Genomic DNA, 19,110 nt, shown 5'->3' with positions numbered 1-19,110 from the left:
CGTCTCCTTCTATGATAAAAGGCAGCCATTGCAGCACTGCTGCTTATCTCTTACAATAGAAAAAAACGAATCATAAATATAATATTTATTTTTGATGAAAACATCAATTTAATTGATACATTAAAACGGAGGTTACCCTAAGAATGAATCTGCATGCATTAAGGCTTTTTTATGAGGTTGCTTCTCTCGGTAGTGTGACTAAAGCTGCCGCGGTCCTGCACATCAGTCAGCCAGCCGTAACTGCACAAATCCGCAATCTGGAGAAGGAGCTTGCCCTCACTTTGTTATCTCCACATGGGCGTGGAGTTATTTTAACTGAAGCTGGAGGGCTCGTTTATACGCAGGCAGCAAGACTGTTTGCTTTAGAGCTTGAAATGACAAGGCAGATTACTGCGTATCGCGAAGGTTCACTTGGTAAGCTGCGATTAGCTGCTACATATCTCCCTGCCAATCACTTATTGCCTGCCTGGATGGCAGCTTTCAAGACCAAGCACGAGCGAATCGAAATGTCATTAACCACATCCAACTCACGCGCGTCGTTCAACGAGCTGCTGCATTATGAGGCAGATTTGGCGTTCGTTGGAGGCAGCAAAGAAGCCCCGGAAGGCTTGCTTCGCGAGGAGCTTCTGAATGATGAGCTATGGTTTGTCGTTCCGGCCAAACATCCGCTTGCTGGGATGACGGTATCTCTGGCTTTGATGCTGCAGCAGCCGTTCGTGCTTCGTGAGGAAGGCAGCTCTTCACGTGAAACCTTATTCGCCCTTTGCCGACAGCATCAAGTTCAACTCCCACAGATTGGCTTACAGTTTAATGGCCAGCACGAAACAATGCGTGCAGTTATTTCAGGCTATGGGGCCACCTTCATATCGGCTCTGGAGGCAGCTGAATATATCCATCAGCAAGCATTAGCCAGAGTTTACGTGGAAGATATCTACGCGCCTAATCCAATCGCCGTTTACCGTAGGTCTGATGAAGATCTGTCCCCTGCGTCTGAGCAGTTTCTTAAACATGTATATGCATTAACTGAAATTCAATATGGATCTTAACCACACTTTCATCGGCGCAGTAAGCCAAACTTCTTATTTGCTCCCATCTGTGTAGATCACGAGCTTCCGCAAAAAGCTGATTGTGTGCGCCTTCCGAAGTGCCATGCTGCAGGGCTTGCAATAACTACTTCAATTTCTTCCATTGACAATTCTTGCTTATTTTTTTCGATAATCGCTTGGGGATATCCCGATCGATTTTTTAAAGGCACGAATAAAGGTAAAATAATGCACATAGCCAATTTGGACAGCAATATCCTGGATCGGGAGCTGTGTATTGTCAAGCAGCTGCTTGGCATGTTGTATGCGGATTCCAGCCAAATAATCTACGAAGTTCTCACCAAATTCGTCCTTGAAAATGCGGCTTACATAGCTTTTATTCATCCCAAATTGTTCGCTTAATAATTGCAGCGACATATCTGAATTGGCATAATGCTCCTCAATATACTGCCTCACCTGATAAATGAGATGACGGTTGTTGCGGCTCTCACGAATCCCTTTCCAGTTCTCCTCCACCTGAATTAATACAGACAAATAGATTTGCTTGATTTCTTCTGCCGTTTCAAATATTTGGAGAGCTTCAGTCATAGGGCCAAGCGCTGTTTGCTTCCACATCTCCACATACTCTGCCGGAAAATCGGAAAGCTCCTTGGTGAAGGTAAAACACATATAATTGATTAAATTGATGATTTCCTTAGAGGTATGACCACCTTTTCCAAGCACCGCAAAAAAGTACTCGAATTGCTTCCGCCAATCCTCATTTCCACTTTTATATAATTGTGTGATGGACCTGATAAGCTCTAATAGATCAAACAGCTCAGCTTCCGTTTGGCGTACCGTTTCTTTGTAGGCGATGACCCGGTTGTTCCCAATGGAAGTTTTAAGCTGGAGTGCTTCTTTTGCCTGCTGATACGATTTACGAATGCCTGACAGCTGCTCAAGCGTGGTACCGATGCCGATCGTTACCGTGAATTTCAGATTGGTCTCCACCCACTCCCTCAGCTTCTCTCCAATCTCAATCATTTGCGCCGACTGAACCTCTTCGTAACGGCTCTCCGAGCTGAACATGACTCCCAACGTTTCCGCAGACATCCATTCGCTCCAAACCTTCAAATCCTGCTCGGCAGCCAGCTCATCCCATACATTCGTAATGACGAACTTTAATAAATATTGGTCTCTGTATGTATAGTTTTGTGAAAAATCGCTCATTCGGTCGATTTCCACCAGGAACACGGCGAATTCTACACCATCCGGCTGCAAACCGAAGCTCTTCATTTCCTCACGATATTCAACCTTATCAATATCCCGATCCCCATCCAATAGCTCATGGAAAAAATGTTTTTTTCTGTATAACATATTCGTATCGCTTTGACTCTGATATCGATTTGCATAGTCAATGATTTGATCCACGGCTGAATCAACAAAATGCAGGAGCTCCCGGCTCGTGTTATCTAATTTTTGCTTACTGAAAAAATCCGAAATTCGATTGACGCTGGCATCAATAGGTCTGGCATATCTTTTGGACAAATAAATGGTACCAATTGTCGCCAGTAGAACCAGAATCATCCCAGCAATGATCCAATTCGAATATAACTCGGACAAAAGTCCGTATTCATAACCATCCTTCAATCCACTGCGAACCTCCAGACCGGAGACGCTAGAGCGAAGCGAATACAGGTCCCGTTCCCCTGCTCCAATACTGGCAGCCAACAAATTTTCTTGCTTATCGAACAGCTTCACATAGCTGACAGTTTGCTTGGACATATCCTGCAAAAGGGCTTGAAACGCATTAATATCGATATTAATTACTAAAATACCATAAGGACTGGTGAACATCGGAAGCTTTTTGACCAGTGAAAGTACGGGAACCGACGAGACTTGAGTTTCAAACTCCTTATATTGTCTTTTATTCGTCCAGTAGCTTGAAAAAGGCTTTTCAATTTCTGTAACAATAAAATCACGGTCAGGAAAACGATCCAAAGTATGCATCGATTCGAGACTCAATATGCTTTGGTCGGAGATCCGGTAAAAATAAATCGAATGAATCATAGGAAAACTCATTTTTATTTTACTAAAACGATTGGAGATCGTGCTATTCAATAAATAAGGGCTTTCGCCGTCATATTTTTGAAACATATATTTTTGCAGCTCATTATTGGTATTGATCTCTGTGATGGTGATTTGGTCTATATTTTCAAGTAAGGAGTCCAGCCGCTGGGTTACATATTTCGTGAAGGCCTCGTTCGACTTCACGGTTTGTTTGTTGGACAAATCGCTAAGTGTCATGAAAAACAGGAAGCTAAGCGCAAGCACAACCACGTAAAGGATTGGCAGGTAGGTCGTGATCAACTTAAAAAACCAAGGATTTTTTGTCCTCATGGCGTGCCTCCTAAAAGTTTTCGGAGAAAACTTACTTCGTGAGCATAAGCTTTGTTTTCGTAGAAAACTTACTACGTAAGCATAAGCTTTGTTTTCGGAGAAAACTTACTTCGTAAGCATAGACTTCGTTTTCGGAGAAAACAGAAAGAAGCGAACAGAAGCTGCCAACAGATATTCTGTCGACAGCCTTGTGACTCGGCAATCCCACTATAGACTAAGGAGCGTACAGCGGCCTCACTTTTTGAATTAGGCTCTTAAGGGGATTATTTGAAATTCATATCAAACAAATCTTTTTGCGTAACCAATTGATCTTTATTTTTTCCATACCAATCCTGATACCATTTCTCCAGCTTATCGCCATCCGATTTTTTCCACAGCGATTTGGCTTCCTGATCAGCCTGTTCAACGCTATAACCACTGCCGCTGACAATTGCTTTATTGTATAAGTCTTTAATCGGATTCGTCGCGTCGTTCAACGTTTTATTAATGAAGTCCATATCCGAAGGCAGCTGCGGCATATAACCTCCCAAGGTGATGTTGGATAGTGGCCGTTCTTTGTTAATATAAATTTTGTATACTTCGTTCATCAGATCCACAAATTCTTTTTCCACAGGCTTACTCGTATCAAAGGATTTAATTTGCGTATCAAACTCGTTATACAAATATTGTCCGCCAATCATCCGCAAATCGCTGAGCCAATCGACTTCTTTTTTATTTTTATCGGCATTGATGATCGTTTCTTTACCGTTCTCAAGCTTATAATGTACACCCTCCTGGCCAAAATATGAAGCTTTAATCATATCCGGTGAGCTCAGGAAATCAACCAGCTTCATCACAGCCTCTTGATCCTTCGTGCTGGTATTGACGACCGAAGTCATTTGAACAGGTGGATTAAATGGAGGTGTAAATTGGCCAAATGAACTTTTCGGCAGCGGAATCGCGATCAGCTTCGCATCAGGCACATTTTTTTTCAACGTTTCGTAAGCACTGCTGTAAAAACCACGGATACCTCCGCCAGTGCCATAGATGCCCGTTTTACCTTGAACAAAATCCTGCTGTGCCTTTTTGCCGTTTTTATCAGTTAAATAGTCTTTATCAATGATCCCCTCATCAAACAGCTTCTTCTTGAATTCGGTTGCCGCTTTGACGCGGTCCCAATCCTTAACCCACTTCCCATCCTGCAGGACCCAGGTTGTGTTCTGAAACATATAATCAACCCACAGATCATTTCCGGGCAGCGTTGTACTTAAGTTCAAGCCATATGTATCTTTCTTTCCGTTGCCGTCCGGGTCCTGATTAGCAAATGCTTTGGCGATTTGAAATAAATCCTCAGTCGTTTCAGGTGCCTTCAAATTCAGCTTTTTCAGCCAATCCTCACGAACAAGCACGTAATGATAGGGCACATAACCGAGCACTCGGCCGAACTCATACAGCTTTCCGTCATCCTTCACACCCAATTTTTTGAGCAGCGGGAACTTCGTTAATTGCTCCTTATATACCGTGCTGTATTTATTGATCATATCATCAATTGGAATTATTTGCTTTTGATTATACAGTTGATTTCGGAACACACCATCATATTCCTGAATCAGGTTGGGAGCAGATCCCGATGCAAACAGCGTATTGAATTTTTGCACGGATTCTCCCCGCGGCACGGGTGAGAACGTAATATTCATGTTCGTTTTTTCTTGTATCCATTTGGTCCACAGGTTATTTTCAATCGTTCCCACTTCAGGAGGAATATTACCACGATCATACATGGATAGGCTAACGGTTTTTTTTGCTTTTGAAGCGTCCCCGTTTGCTGCAGTACCCGCAGATGGTTTGCTCTCGGAACAACCAGCCAGCGCTGTAGTAAGCGATAAACTGATCATCGAAGCGACATAAATGGATTTTTTGTTCATAAATAGTTGCCTCCTCATTTTTTTGATACCTGTGGCCTACCCTTTCACCGAACCGATCAATACCCCTTTTACAAAATATTTCTGCAAGAACGGGTACACAATCAACATCGGTACTGTCATAACGAATACACCGGCCGCTTTAATGGATTCCTCTGTAACCGAATTCAAATCCTCAGGCGATTGATTCGCTACATCCTGCAGCACTGTTTGGCTTTGTATCATTTGCTGAACCAATACGGCAACATTGTATTTGGCAGTCGAATTAATATAAATCATCACGTTAAAGAACGAATTCCAATGCGATACCGCATAAAATAAGACTAACGCTGCCATGACCGGCATGGATAAAGGCAATATAATCCGCATCAGCAGTCCCATCTCGCTGCAGCCATCCATCCGCGCCGCCTCCTCTATTTCCTCAGGCAAGCCCATGAAGAATGAACGCATAACGAGCATATTGTACACACTGACCAAAGCAGGAAGCCAGAGCGCACCATAGGTATCAATTAACCCGAGCGATTTGACGACCAGATAAGAAGGAATCAAGCCTCCGCTAAAAAGCATCGTGAAGATAATCCCCAGCGTGAAAAATTTACGGCCATACATAAATTTTCTGGACAACGGATAGGCACAACAAATTGTAAAAATCATGTTCAAAATTGTACCCACGATTGTGATAAGAAAGCTGTTCTGAAAGCCGCTCATGATGCGTGTACCGAAGAAAAGCTTATTGTACGATTCCACATTCCAGCCGATAGGCCAAAGTGTCACGATACCAGACACGATAGCCGCATTGTCGCTAAGTGATAACGCGAACAAATGCACCAATGGCAGCAGACAGCTTAATCCAATTATAAACAAAATGAGATAGTTAAACGCGTAAAACCATTTTTCACCCATAGTATCTTTCACGATATTACCCCTTTACCACAATCCTTGATCGAATCGTCTTGCCACACGGTTGGCCATGATCACAAGGAACAAGCCTACGAAGGATTCAAAAAAGCCCATCGCCGCAGCTAAGCTGAAACGTCCACCATTGATGCCGACCTTGAAATTCCATGTGGATATGACCTCGGACACGTTGGAAACAACCGAATTTTGCAGCACGTACACTTGGTCAAAACCAACCTCCATCACGTGACCAACAGATAGAATAAACATAATGATGATGGTTGGCCGGATTGACGGAAGCGTAATATGCCATATCTTTCGCATTTTTCCCGCACCATCCATCGACGCCGATTCGTAAAGAGCAGGATCAATAGAGACTAAAGCAGCTAAATAAATGATCGCGTTCCAACCAGCGCTTTTCCAAATACCTGATCCGACAAAAATCGTGATCCACGAAGTAGGATTATACAGAAATGGGAATGAGCTACCGAGCATCGGTGCAAGCCAATGATTCACAATCCCTTTTTCCTGTGAAAAAATAAGAATAATCAAGCCCCCAATAATCACCCAATGCAAAAAATGAGGTAAATATACAACCGTTTGAATGATACGCTTGAACCACATCTTTCTGGCTTCATTCAGAAGAATAGCGAGCATAATCGGAAATGGAAATCCGACAACAACCTGTAGAAAGCTTAATACAAACGTATTTCGAATGATCTCAATCATCTTCGGTTGAGTAAATAGCAGTCGGAAGTTATCCAGTCCTACCCAAGGGCTTCCCCAGATGCCGTCATGAAAGTTATAATTTTTGAAGGCTATGACAAGCCCTGCCATCGGTGCATAACGAAAGATAAGAAAATAAAGGACAACCGGCGCAAACATGAGCAGGATCGGAACATTTTGACGGAATCTCTTTTTATCCCATTTCCTTGAGCTGTTACGCACACTGATGGGTTCTGATTGTACTTGTGCTGGGATGACGTCCACTCTCCTTCCTGTGGGTATCGTGTTGAATCGGCTGCAGCCTATGCTTTTAAGTTAGCCGAATAGGTTTATTTATTCAATTCACCATTTTCGATATGCCACACATATCTTTACTGAAGCCCCGTTGAGCGTATAATCACCTATTTAGCACACCACACATTTTTTGCTTTGGAGCGCACAACAAAAAGAGAGTACCATTTTATGTACCCTCTGAGAGCTAGAAGATGAACAAAAGCAATACACAGCCGAGCGAAGAAAGCGGATCCTTCTGGAACAACAAAGTGTTCGCCTTTGCAAACGAATTCTAACCCCTGGAACAGCGATTGGAAGGAGGGTCTGCTTTAGCAGCGCCTCCCTCCGGTCATGATGTTAATTCATCCTATATCAACGATAAATATTCACTTTTTATGATGGATAATCATTCGAGCTGCTCACGTAAAACCCTGATACTCTATTCACGGCAACACCTGCCCAGCTGTGGAACAAATGGTTGTCAAAGGGGTGGCCTACGAACCATGGAGCTGCTACGATCTGCAAAAGCAATCCTGTACCTAATAGGAGCCAGACCAACAGAACCTTATTGACCTCGGTAATCTCAGCGGGCTTACGAACAAATCTGTAATAGGCTGCAGAACCCAAGCCATACAATAAAACAGCCATCACAGCTATGGGTATCGAATATGTTGAGGATAAGTACCGTCCTGTCTCATCCCATAGATTATTGTTATAATAACTCCATATGGCACATAAACTCAGCCCGATTAACAGTAGTGATTGTGCAGACAGGGTTGCCTTGAGCTTATGGATTTTGTTATTGCTCATCTTCCGCACTCCTTTATACATTTCAGTGAAAGTAAACGATCTATTTCATAAGTATAATTATAGCTTCCTTAACTGAAAGCCTTCTGAATGTGCACTGAATAAGCGATGAGAGTTTGCTTGTGGGATTATCGCGTCTTGTGATATTCAACGAATGAAGGTTTAGAAGCGAATTTATTGAGAGGGGAATTTACTATTATAAAACGTACATTTCATGAAATAGAAAATATGGTGGGAGGTTTGGAATCTGATTCCGCCCATCATGCGCTATCCATATCTGGTGTTTCCATCGATACTAGAACGATTAGGGCCGGTAATCTATTTATACCGATAATTCGATTGGATAATGGTCATCAATATGTGCAGGAAGCAATGGATAAAGGTGCTGTCGCCTCATTATGGCAAGCTGATCAGCCTAATCCTCCAGAGGGGATCCCCCTTATTAAAGTTCCAAATACGTTAAAGGCACTGCAAAATCTTTCAAAGGCGTATCGGGATCAATTAGATGTCAAGGTCATTGGAGTTACCGGAAGCAATGGTAAAACAACAACCAAAGACATGCTCCATGCCATTGCATCAACCATATATAAAACACAAAAAACGATAGGCAACTACAATGGAGAGTATGGTCTACCCCTAACACTGCTTGAATTGGAAGAGGATACAGAGGTTGCCATCGTCGAAATGGGAATGAGTCATGCTGGCGAGATTCGGCTTTTATCCGAGCTTGCACGACCTGATATTGCGATTATTACGATGATCGGCGTCTCACATATTGCGAATCTTGGCTCCAAAGAGGCCATTGCGCATGCTAAATTAGAAATTGTAGCTGGACTCCATCAAAAAGGTTTACTGCTAATTAACGGCGATGATCCTGTATTAGCGAAGGCGCTTTCTGAGTTGGATTTGCCAACATCCATACGCACGCTTCGCTTCGGTGGGGCAGCGGGTAACGAACTGTATCTTTTGGAACAAAAAGTAACTGATACTACGCTGCATTTTCGAACAAATACACAGCACGAGTACGTGCTCCCCATGCTGGGCAATCATAATGTGCTTAATGCGCTTGCCGCGATTGCATCCTCTTCTGAATTACATATACCTGCTGATAAAATTGCTGCTGGGTTACTTCAAGTAGTCGTGACCGAAATGAGGATGCAAAGAATTCAGACAAAATTCGGGTATACCATTATTAATGATGCCTGGAATGCAAGTCCTTCTTCCATGGAAGCCGCAATACAAACCTTGATTTCCTTATCAGGGTATAAGCATAAGATTCTTGTACTAGGAGATATGCTGGAATTGGGACCTGATGAAATCAAATACCACATTAAAATTTCTGAAAGTATTCGCTATGACGAGATCGATTATGTGTTTACCATTGGACCCTTAAGTGAAGTGATTACTCAAGAGTTGTTTAACCGATTTCCCCCGAGTCATGTCCAGCATTATGAAAACAAAGAACCATTAATTGATTGTATTCAACATGTTCTTATGAAGGACGATATCGTATTGGTAAAAGGTTCAAGAGGCATGAAACTAGAGGAAATTGTACAGAGGCTTATTTAACGGATCACAAATATCCTACCGTACCCGTAACCAGCTTTTGTGTATGGCAGGATATTTGATATTTTCACGATCTACAGATACTGATTATACAGCTACAAAAGAACACCTTGATCATAGGCTAACACAAATGATTCGTATCTCCGCGGCTCAGGACAAACGGTCAAATCGCCAAAATGCCGATGAATAGCAAGAATTTGCGATTGATGCGCCCGCAGCGCCTCAGACTTCATCGCCCAACGAGGCATAGTATCGATCGTAAACGCTGGCTCATATCCATCCTCGGCCAATTTTGCCGTAAAATAATAATAAAGCTGCTCCACAGAGGGACATCTTCCGCTTAACACGGCAGCGGTCGTAATTTGAGAAATTGCGACATGATCCGGATGGTAGTTACCGCCATCCTCGGGGAAGCTGACAACGACCTTAAGCTCATGCTTATTAATAAAATCAACCACCGCATCAACGAATGGTGCGGTTTCCATCTCTTTTAGCTTCCCATCCGGATAACCCAAATGCTCGACAACGGCCAGACCAAGAATTTCCGCGGCACGTTCCATTTCCTGAGTTCTTACCTCCGCAAGCTCCTCATTCGTTAGATGTCCGACAGCCCCGTTCTTCTTCCCTGCATCTCCTTTGGTTGCCAGCAGCAGCACAGGCTTCTCTCCACGATCTGCTAGCTCTCGGATCAGACAAGCACTCAAAAATGTTTCATCATCCGGATGCGCATATATAAAACCGACCTTTTGCAACGATTCCATCTAGATCTATCCCTTCTCTAATCACTGGATTAGCTTGGTTTGCCTGGTTCCTTTGATCATTCCGTATGAAATGGTTCATGCTTTTCTATGTGCGTACACCTCAATATTAACAGACGTTTTGGGAAAAACGAAGCATTTAAAAGAAATCCATTCGCACATCATGGAGTATTTTTTAGTGCAAAGATGATTGCACTCAATCTGGAAAAGTTAACGATATTGGAGGCAAGGGAAATTCTTAATGGAAAGAAATAAACAAGGGTTGTCCAAAAATAAATACGATTAATCTATTTAAAGCTTGATTGTCGACAAAATCAATTTTACAATTGATATATCCTTCCAAATGAGGTGAAATGGATGTCATTCCGAATCGTTCGAAGTAATTAGTTTCCGGGCTGGAAAAAACGCGTACCAGCTATCAAGGGGGTAATTTGCCCTTTTGGTCTCATATAACTAAGCTTTGAAGGGCTTCGGACTGTATTCAAAATATTAAAGCACAAAGCTTAACCTAAATCCTTGGCTTTAATAACCTCATTATAAAAGGTGGAGACCAACGCATGAACAGATCAGAATATAAGAACTTTTACGATAAAGTTGGAAAATTAAACGGTTGGGATTTCAGTCAAATACAAACGATATCCGATGGAGTAAAGTGGGACTTTTACAAAGAAGTCATTCAACGATGCACGAAGTCCGATATTTTGCTGGATATTGGTACTGGCGGCGGAGAAGCTTTATTATCCATTGCTGATCATGCTTTACTTTTAGTCGGAATTGACCATTCAACTGATATGATTGAGACGGCCAAAACAAATTTGCAAAAATCAAAGAGAACCAATGTGCGATTCTTGCAAATGGATGCTGAACAACTTGATTTCCCTGAGAGCTTTTTCAATGTTGTATCATGCAGGCACTCTGAATTTAATGCGATGGAAGTTGCAAAGGTATTAGTGAACGATGGCCTATTCTTCACCCAGCAGGTAAGCGATAACGATAAGTTGAACTTGAAACGAGCATTTGGAAGAGGACAGCAATGGGGAGTTGTTGAAGGAATTTTAAGAGATAAGTACCTCTCAGAGCTAGCAGAAGCTGGTTTTATCGATATTCAATCCTCTGAATTTAATGTAGTAGAATATTACAAATCGTATGAAGATCTGGTGTTTCTTTTGAAACATACTCCGATAATTCCTGAATTCGGGGAATATGATAATGATTTTGATATACTTCGAAAATTTGCAGAAGACAATCAAACCGAAAAAGGAATAATGACCAATTCGAAACGTTTTATGATCATTGCGAGCAATAATAAGGCAAATTGATTTTAAGGCATTGGGAATTTATAATGGCCCCATAGTGTTGGACACAAAATATGAAAAATAAGATAAACTAAGACTACTATGAAAAATAAGCGAAAGTCCTATAACCCAGAAGAGAAGGCAATGATTGTTTTAGAAGTGCTTCGTGAGGAAAGCACTTTGAATGAGATTGCTCAGAAGTATGAAGTGAGTCCACAATTGATCAGTCGTTGGAAAGCAGAGTTTATTGAGAATATGCCCGCAGTGTTCAATAAGAAGAACACGGAAACCGAGAAATTAAAACAAGAGCACGCCGCTGAAAAGGAGGAGCTGATTAATCAAATCGGGCAGCTGACAGTAGATGTGAATTGGCTCAAAAAAAACAACAGCAGACCTTGGAACTGAGGAAAAGAAAACCTTAATCGATTACGGCCATTCAAAGCTATCCGTCAAGCATCAGTGTGACCTGCTGGGGCTTTCTAGATCAACAGCTTATTACAAGAGCAAGGCCCCTGCAGGACCTGATCAAGTAGAGATCGATATGAAGAACGCAATCGACCGTATCCACTATGTTGAGCCTTCCTATGGTTGCAGAAGAATTTGCTACGAATTGGGCAAATTGGGTTTTAATATGGGAAGAAAACGTACTCGTCGGTACATGCAAGAAATGGGCATCGTTGCTTTCTATCCTGGACCTAATCTAAGCAAACGAGATCTAAAGGCACGAACCTATCCCTATCTTCTCAGAGGTGTACCGATCACGCATGTGAACCAGGTATGGGGGATTGACATCACCTACTGTGGAACTCCCTCAGGCTTCATTTATTTGGTAGCCATCATAGATTGGTATTCTAGATTCATAGTCGGCTACGCCATCAGTAATACGATGCAGTCAGACTTCGTAATCAGAGCGGTTAGAGACGCTGTACAGATACACGGAACACCGGAGATCATGAACAGCGATCAAGGAAGCCAGTTTACGTCGAAGGACTATATCGACTGTATCAAGAGCTATGAGACCATCAAAATCAGTATGGATGGCAAAGGGCGTGCAACGGATAATGCCAGAACGGAACGTTTCTTCCGTAGCTACAAATGGGAGAGGCTCTATTTGGAATGCCCTGAAAGCGTCGTGGAGCTTAAGAGAATGACCAAGACCTATATCCACCGTTATAACTGGATTCGAGGGCATCAATCCCTCGACGATCAAACACCAGCCAGTATTTACTTGGCTAAAAACGACCATCAAAAGAAAGTAATATAACCCATTTGGAGGAAGGGAGAATTTATCTTAACTTTTCGGTTCTGGTGTCTTGACAAGGGGGTACATTACAATTTCTACAGTTCTATGTAAAAAATAATAACGCTTCTGACGTTAAAAGGCCTTACGGAAAATAAAGTTCCGTAAGGCTTTTTCCATAACTTATTCTATTTTCAAAAATATTTCGACCCGCAGCAATCCCTATACACCACGATTTAAACGTTGATCGCCGATACTTTCAACCCATCGAACATCATCTTGTCGCCTCTCGGATCACTAATGTGAACCGTAGCCTGCTCCCCAGGCAGCAGATCGAAGAAATTGTCGCTGAAGCGGACGTTGCCCTGCGGCAGATCGAGCTTCACCATCCGGGCCAGCGAGCCTTCTGCTGTAATCTTCACCGTCTGCTCCACCTCGTTAACTACAACCTGGAGTGCTGTGGCAGGTAGGTTCAAATCCTTTTGATCACGCAGATAATGCAAATTGTCAGGAGCTTCGAAGCCTACTGCTGCAAGCTTGACAACAACGTCTTCTGCGGCTCTGCCGTTCAATACGTCGGCCTCAGTGAGACTTCCCAATTGAACTGCTCCATTGCTTGGTACTTCGGCTTTCAATAAGGTGCTGTATACTACATTACCGCTAAAATCGTAGACAGTTACCTGAACCTGTCCCTTATAGGTTTCTACACGGTCATTAACGACCCATATATTCAGCGATTGTCCAGGCTCATGATCAACCGATAGCAGCAGCGGATGGTAAAATTTCTTTGCATAATAGAAGGATGCCTTAGGCAGTAACTCATAATCGATCAGTGACCAGCTTGTACCCGGCCAGCTGTCGTTGTGCTGCCAAACGAGCGAGCCGCTAATCCGCTTCTTGTTGCGGCGATAATGCTCGATCCCGTATTTCAATCCCTCAGCCTGTGTAAGCATCGAGAAATTCATATATTCCTCGATATTTTGTGGAATGCCGGTGTAACCTTCCATCAGCAGGATTCCCTTTTGATGATTTGTATCTTTGTTGCGATAAGCCATTTCAACGCTGCCCCAATAAAACTGACCCGATGGGATATTTTTCTCCAGTGTGTAGCGGTTGGCTGAAGCATGCATACCGAATTCACTGCTGAATAACGTGTAATCCTTCTTGTAGTTCTTGAACGTAACACCTTCGATGCTGTAATCAAGCAGCGGTACATCTCCGAATTTACGCGGATATACGGAGCCATGCCATACTTGCCAGTTATGCCGATCACCAACATCAGGATCATTGGCATCATTCCCGCCATAAGGCGATGAAGGCCAATAAGGACGGTTGTCATCCAACGCCTCCAGCACCTCAGGAATGAGCTCATGATAAATCTTTTCGCCATAGAAAGGACTCGTAATGTCTCCTGCCGCAGACTTCATATCGTACAGCCAGTCGATTTCATTGTTACCGCACCAGATGGCAAGCGAGGCGTGATTACGAAGCCTTATGACATTATCCATGATTTCCTGACGTACATTATCCATAAAGTTCTTATTAAATTCGGGAAATAATGCATTAGCAAAAGCAAAATCCTGCCATACCAGCACGCCGCGGCGATCACATTCCTCATAAAAAACATCTTTTTCATAAATACCGCCGGCCCAGACACGCAGCATGTTCATATTCGAATCCACAGATAAAGCTATCAAATCATGGTAACGTTGATCCGGAATGGCACCGATGAAATTATCCGCAGGGATCCAGTTGGAGCCTTTGGCGAAAAGCTTAACCCCATTGATGACAAAAGCAAAAGCATGCTGACCAGCTTCGTCCTTGAGCTGCAGCTCAATCGTACGTATACCGAAAGGTTTGCGATATCGGTCTACCCGCTCATCATTGGCAATCAATACAACCTCAAGCTCATACAAATAAGGATCGCCCAGATCATGGGTCCACCATAGCTCTGGGGATAGGACAACGAGCTCAACCGAACCTTTATTTTGATTAATTTCAAACTGCTCGGATACTGACGTATGACCGTCCTTGGTCAACAGTCTCACTTCACACATCAAATCCTGATCTTTGGCATAAGGCGTTACTTCCGCATCAATACGAAGGATCGCTTCTCCCTCATCAACAGATATCGTACGCGCATAAACGCTTTCCAGCTTCGCCATGCGATGGCTTTCCAGCCGTACCTTGCCCCAGATCCCGACTGTCACCATCCTTGGACCCCAATCCCAGCCAAAGTTCATTGCCGCTTTACGAAGCCATGGGCGCTCCTTCGTATAGGATGACCAGTCAAACTGTTCCTTGTCGCGATTATGCAAATAAAGTGGATCGAACTTGACCGCAATGCTGTTTCTGCCATCACGCAATATTTTCGTGACATCAAACGTGTGTGCCATCAGCATATTTTCCGTTGTACCGAGCTCATGTCCATTCACATAAACCGTTGCAAAGGTATCCAGACCTTCAAATACCAATTGATGCCGTTCATCGCTGTTCTCTTGCTTCACATAATCGAACTGTGTTCGGTACCACCATTCCTTTTGCTCAATCCATAAGCTCTTGGCATCGTTATGTCCGAAGTAAGGGTTATCGATAATATTTCTTTCAATCAACGCCGAATGCACGTCACCAGGCACCTGAGCCGTGATCCAAAAACGATCGTCCAGATTAGGCGAAGCCAGCTCCATTGGCCTCTTCTGTCCAACGTCAAAATGTTGAATTCTCCATACGCCTTTAATTTCCATGATAAGTTCCTCTTTTCCAGCGATTAATATTTTTTTATAGAGCCAATCTAGAAGTCCGGTGAAGAACGAGCGCATCGGGACTTATTCATCGGACATCTAGGATGCTAATCATTACGGAGGGATGCCTCACGAAATTCGCTTGGTGTTTTGCCTGTATATCTTTTGAAGATTTGGCTAAAATATTTGACGTCCTCGTAGCCGACTCCTGCTGCGACCTCGGTAATTTTGGCGGGTGAAATCGTTAATATTTCCATCGCCCGTTGTATTTTTTGCTTGGTCACGTAATCTCCGAAGGTAATCCCTGTCTCCTTTTTAAAAACCTCACTCAAGTGGTTCGGATGCAAATGCACATGCCGGGCAACCTGCTGCAGTCCCACGTCACTGCCCAAATGCTCTTCAATATAAGCCATTGCCTTCTGCGCATGAGTTGCTTGCCCTTCACCCAGACGATTGTGGTACAGCTTCATCACAGCATTTAAATATTGAAATAGTGTATCCTTCGGCGTCACACTAAGCTTCAGCTGAAAATGCTTCGGGCTCTCGTCCAGTGTACTCTCGCGTCCGGTTGCTGCAATAACTCGCTCCAGCCAACGGTGAGCTGAGATCGCAACTGAATGAATTAGAGCCTCCAACGATTGAAGCGTCACCTGCGGATCCTCCAGCTGCACCTGAATAAACCGCTGTACCCAGCCCTTCAGGGCAACCGAATCATCTTCAAGCAAAATAGAAGACAGCTCCAGCTCCTCATCGTGTGTGCAGACCGTTTTTCCGCCTTTGCGTTTGACAATATCCTCGTACAGCCAAATGCTTTCATTGATTAAAGTTTTGTAGCTAAAGGCATCACTAGCCGTTGTATACGATTCATGCATATGCTCAGGCTGCTGGACAGCGGTGCCAAAAGCCGCATACATTTTGCATTTCAGCAGCCTCTCTATTTTTTGAAAAATAAAACGGAGGTGCTGCATCCCGTTATCACTGCCGCCCCCCAACCGTATCGCAGCAATAACCCTTTTTTTCTCCAGCAGTGTCTCGCAGTTCAACAAATCCTGCAGCATATTCTCCACTGCAAATAAAAGTAGAGAGGCTGACGAAGGTGAGTCCTCCCAGCCTTCCGCCGTTACAATAAACACCTGCAGCTCACTTCCAAGTGTGTCCCTATCACCGAACAGCCCAGGTAAGTAGGTGGTTAGCAAATGACGATCGATCGGTCCCGCTTCCCCACTCATGATCCAACGCTCAAAGGTACGATTACGCGCTTCCTTGTTCTTGTAATGATCCTGACTATGCGCAGCCCATTTTTCTTCAATTCGTTGTCTCGCTTTCAAAACCGTTTTGACAATTTCCTCAGGTCTGCTCGTTTTCAACAAATAGTCGCTCACACCTTGACGGATGGCCTGTTGGGTATAGGCAAAATCGTCATACCCCGAAAGAACAATGACTTCCAGATCCGGGATCATCTGAATCGCCTCTTCCGCAAGCTGAAGCCCTGTCTTGCCTGTCATCCTAATATCGGTCAACAGCACATTGGGACGCTCAAGGGGGATTCGCTCAAGTGCTTCCTCAGCAGAAGATGCAGGCTCGAGCAGCTCCATACCAATCTCATCCCATTTAATGACTTTAGCTAATCCTGTTCTGATGATGACCTCGTCATCGACGATCATGATTTTCATGCAGCCCCTCCAAAACCGGGATCGAGAATGAAATACGTGTACCGACGTGCAGTCGGCTTTCGATAACAAGACCTGCATCCATTCCGTAATGAAGCTGCAGTCGTTCATTGACGTTTCTTAATCCGTAGCTTACATCTGGATATAACTCCCCATCTGGTGGATTCAGGTTGTTTTGGATTAACTCCAATTGCTCCTCGGTCATCCCCACTCCGTCATCCAGAACGAGAAAGCTCATTCGATTGGCCTTTTGCTCTACGTACACAGAAATCATCCCCTTTCCCTCTTTTTTTTGGATTCCGTGAAGCATCGCGTTCTCGACCAGCGGCTGCAGCAGCAGCTTGAGCATATAACGGTCCCGCAGCTCAGGATCAACCACGATATCCATATCAAATTTATCCGGATAGCGGATGGATTGGACCTGCGCATAATTTTTAATATGGGCAAGCTCCTGATGAACCGGGCAAAATTCCTTGCCTTTATTCAGACTAAATCGTAAGAAATCGCTCAAAGCCCCGACCATATCCGCTATCCGCTTCTCGTCATTCATCAGTGCGATCCAATGAATCGAGGATAAGGTATTATACAGAAAATGCGGATTAATCTGGGCCTGAAGCGCCCTCATATCCGCTTCTTTCTTATGCGCTTCGTTGCGTATCACTTGCTTCTTCAATTTCTCGATATGTTTGCCCAGCATGTTGTAGCTCTCCGCCAGCTTGCCAATCTCATCGGATGAGGCGACCGAGTACAGCGGCAGCGGCTCTTCCGGATTGACCTTAGCTATCAATCGGGTCAGTACGCGAAGTGGATTGGTGATCCGTTGAATGAGGAACAGAATCAGACCTGTTGTAGCCACGATGGAGAGCGCGACCGCGACACCGGTAAGCTGCAAAATATATCGGTTCTGAGCACTGTACAGGTCAAACGGAATCACTCCGACCAGAACCCATCCTACTAACGGTTCTCGGAAATACAGAATTGTCTTCTTGGCACGGCCTTCACCATGATTCAAAACACCAAACGAAATCGGCTTTAACCCGGACAACACGCCGGGCATCAGCTCATTTAAGGATTGAGAAAGCCAGCTTTTATCCGTAGCAGAGAGAACAATCCCTTGTTCATTGAGAAGCGCGACGGTCCCTTGGCCATCCCCAAGCTTGGGCTCTGACCAATATCTAGAAATGACTTTTTCATCAAGTGAAATGGTCAGCCAGCCCAGATTCCGATAATCATCAATGCTGCGCAATGGACGGATAAACGAGATCACTCTCTGATTACCGGCATAGTTCTGTACCTGATAAAGTGTTGTCCACATCTTGCCCGTTACCTCACGAACATTGACAAGACTGTCCAGATCAGATTGATACAGGTTGGTTGTAGACAACGGCGGATTGGAATTAGCAGGAATAATCTCTACGTTGGAGATGTATTCCTTCGAGCTGATTAAATTGGTCATAAAGCTGCGAATACGCGTCTGGGACCCTACATCATCATCCACGCTGTTGATATATTGCTGAACATTACTTTGGCCAATCAAAAAAATGGACATGTTCTCCACGTCCTTAATAATAAAACGCAAATTCCCATCCATTTGACGTAGGGTATCAATGCCGGCCTGTTCGGTTTTTTCCTCCGTAATTTTTGACGAAATGACATAGGCAAATCCCCCTAGTAACATAAGAGGAATCAGTGTGGTTACGAGCATAATAAAGGTTAGCTTGCGACCCAAGGAATTTCCCATCCATCGCCACACTGGCATTGATCATACCCTCCTGCTGCTGCAAAATCCTAACTATGAGCAAAGACCGATAAAG

Annotated in this window: 13 protein-coding genes; 4 read left to right on the top strand and 9 right to left on the bottom strand. The window is 43.8% G+C overall.

Annotated features, from left to right (window positions below):
• Positions 1-143 precede the first annotated feature (143 nt).
• Positions 144-1,046 (top strand): LysR family transcriptional regulator, encoded by a 903-nt coding sequence (locus BM210_RS12005; protein WP_091168182.1) that lies wholly within the window; start codon positions 144-146, stop codon positions 1,044-1,046.
• 156 nt (positions 1,047-1,202) lie between these two features.
• Here BM210_RS12005 and BM210_RS12000 read toward each other — a convergent pair whose 3' ends face one another.
• The 5 genes from BM210_RS12000 to BM210_RS11980 all read right to left on the bottom strand — a co-directional run bounded on the left by BM210_RS12000 (position 1,203) and on the right by BM210_RS11980 (position 8,029).
• The gene (locus BM210_RS12000; protein ID WP_091168179.1) at positions 1,203-3,422 is read right to left on the bottom strand and encodes a helix-turn-helix domain-containing protein; all 2,220 of its coding nucleotides are present in this window, start codon (positions 3,420-3,422) and stop codon (positions 1,203-1,205) included.
• A 263-nt stretch (positions 3,423-3,685) separates the two neighbouring features.
• Complete coding sequence (locus tag BM210_RS11995; RefSeq protein ID WP_177237775.1) at positions 3,686-5,326, bottom strand: extracellular solute-binding protein; 1,641 nt, start codon at positions 5,324-5,326, stop codon at positions 3,686-3,688.
• A gap of 36 nt (positions 5,327-5,362) precedes the next feature.
• Positions 5,363-6,238: a carbohydrate ABC transporter permease gene (locus BM210_RS11990; RefSeq protein WP_091168175.1), complete on the bottom strand. Its 876-nt coding sequence runs from the start codon at positions 6,236-6,238 to the stop codon at positions 5,363-5,365.
• 12 nt (positions 6,239-6,250) lie between these two features.
• The gene (locus tag BM210_RS11985; protein ID WP_371263460.1) at positions 6,251-7,210 is read right to left on the bottom strand and encodes an ABC transporter permease; all 960 of its coding nucleotides are present in this window, start codon (positions 7,208-7,210) and stop codon (positions 6,251-6,253) included.
• Between the two features lie 402 nt (positions 7,211-7,612).
• Complete coding sequence (locus BM210_RS11980; protein WP_091168174.1) at positions 7,613-8,029, bottom strand: hypothetical protein; 417 nt, start codon at positions 8,027-8,029, stop codon at positions 7,613-7,615.
• A 228-nt stretch (positions 8,030-8,257) separates the two neighbouring features.
• Between BM210_RS11980 and murF the strand changes: the two genes are divergently transcribed.
• Entirely contained in the window at positions 8,258-9,595 is a 1,338-nt protein-coding gene (gene murF, locus BM210_RS11975) for a UDP-N-acetylmuramoyl-tripeptide--D-alanyl-D-alanine ligase (RefSeq protein WP_256223555.1), read from the top strand.
• Positions 9,596-9,687: 92 nt separating this feature from the next.
• Here the strand turns inward: murF and BM210_RS11970 are convergent, their stop codons facing one another.
• The gene (locus BM210_RS11970; RefSeq protein ID WP_091168171.1) at positions 9,688-10,353 is read right to left on the bottom strand and encodes a PIG-L deacetylase family protein; all 666 of its coding nucleotides are present in this window, start codon (positions 10,351-10,353) and stop codon (positions 9,688-9,690) included.
• Between the two features lie 554 nt (positions 10,354-10,907).
• Here BM210_RS11970 and BM210_RS11965 point away from each other — a divergent pair.
• Positions 10,908-11,669, top strand: coding sequence for a class I SAM-dependent methyltransferase (locus BM210_RS11965; RefSeq protein ID WP_091168169.1), 762 nt, complete (start codon positions 10,908-10,910; stop codon positions 11,667-11,669).
• Between the two features lie 78 nt (positions 11,670-11,747).
• Positions 11,748-12,909 (top strand): IS3 family transposase gene (locus BM210_RS11960; RefSeq protein WP_218184923.1). Its coding sequence is split into 2 segments (ribosomal slippage): positions 11,748-12,031 and positions 12,030-12,909, totalling 1,164 coding nucleotides; the frame shifts between segments, so codons are not numbered across the junction.
• A 212-nt stretch (positions 12,910-13,121) separates the two neighbouring features.
• Here the strand turns inward: BM210_RS11960 and BM210_RS11955 are convergent.
• From BM210_RS11955 to BM210_RS11945, 3 genes are all read right to left on the bottom strand, one after another.
• A complete protein-coding gene (locus BM210_RS11955) occupies positions 13,122-15,629 on the bottom strand; it encodes a beta-mannosidase (protein WP_091168167.1) in 2,508 nt (835 codons plus the stop codon).
• 104 nt (positions 15,630-15,733) lie between these two features.
• A complete protein-coding gene (locus BM210_RS11950) occupies positions 15,734-17,299 on the bottom strand; it encodes a helix-turn-helix domain-containing protein (protein WP_091168164.1) in 1,566 nt (521 codons plus the stop codon).
• A complete protein-coding gene (locus BM210_RS11945; protein ID WP_371263459.1) occupies positions 17,277-19,055 on the bottom strand; it encodes a sensor histidine kinase in 1,779 nt (592 codons plus the stop codon). The genes BM210_RS11950 and BM210_RS11945 overlap by 23 nt, the downstream gene beginning before the upstream one ends.
• Between the last annotated feature and the right edge of the window lie 55 nt (positions 19,056-19,110).

Origin of the sequence: Paenibacillus sp. 1_12 (genome assembly GCF_900114475.1) — a bacterium.
Taxonomy (GTDB): domain Bacteria; phylum Bacillota; class Bacilli; order Paenibacillales; family NBRC-103111; genus Paenibacillus_S.
Note: the sequence above shows the minus strand (reverse complement) of the source record. Positions and strands in the feature narration are given on the sequence as shown.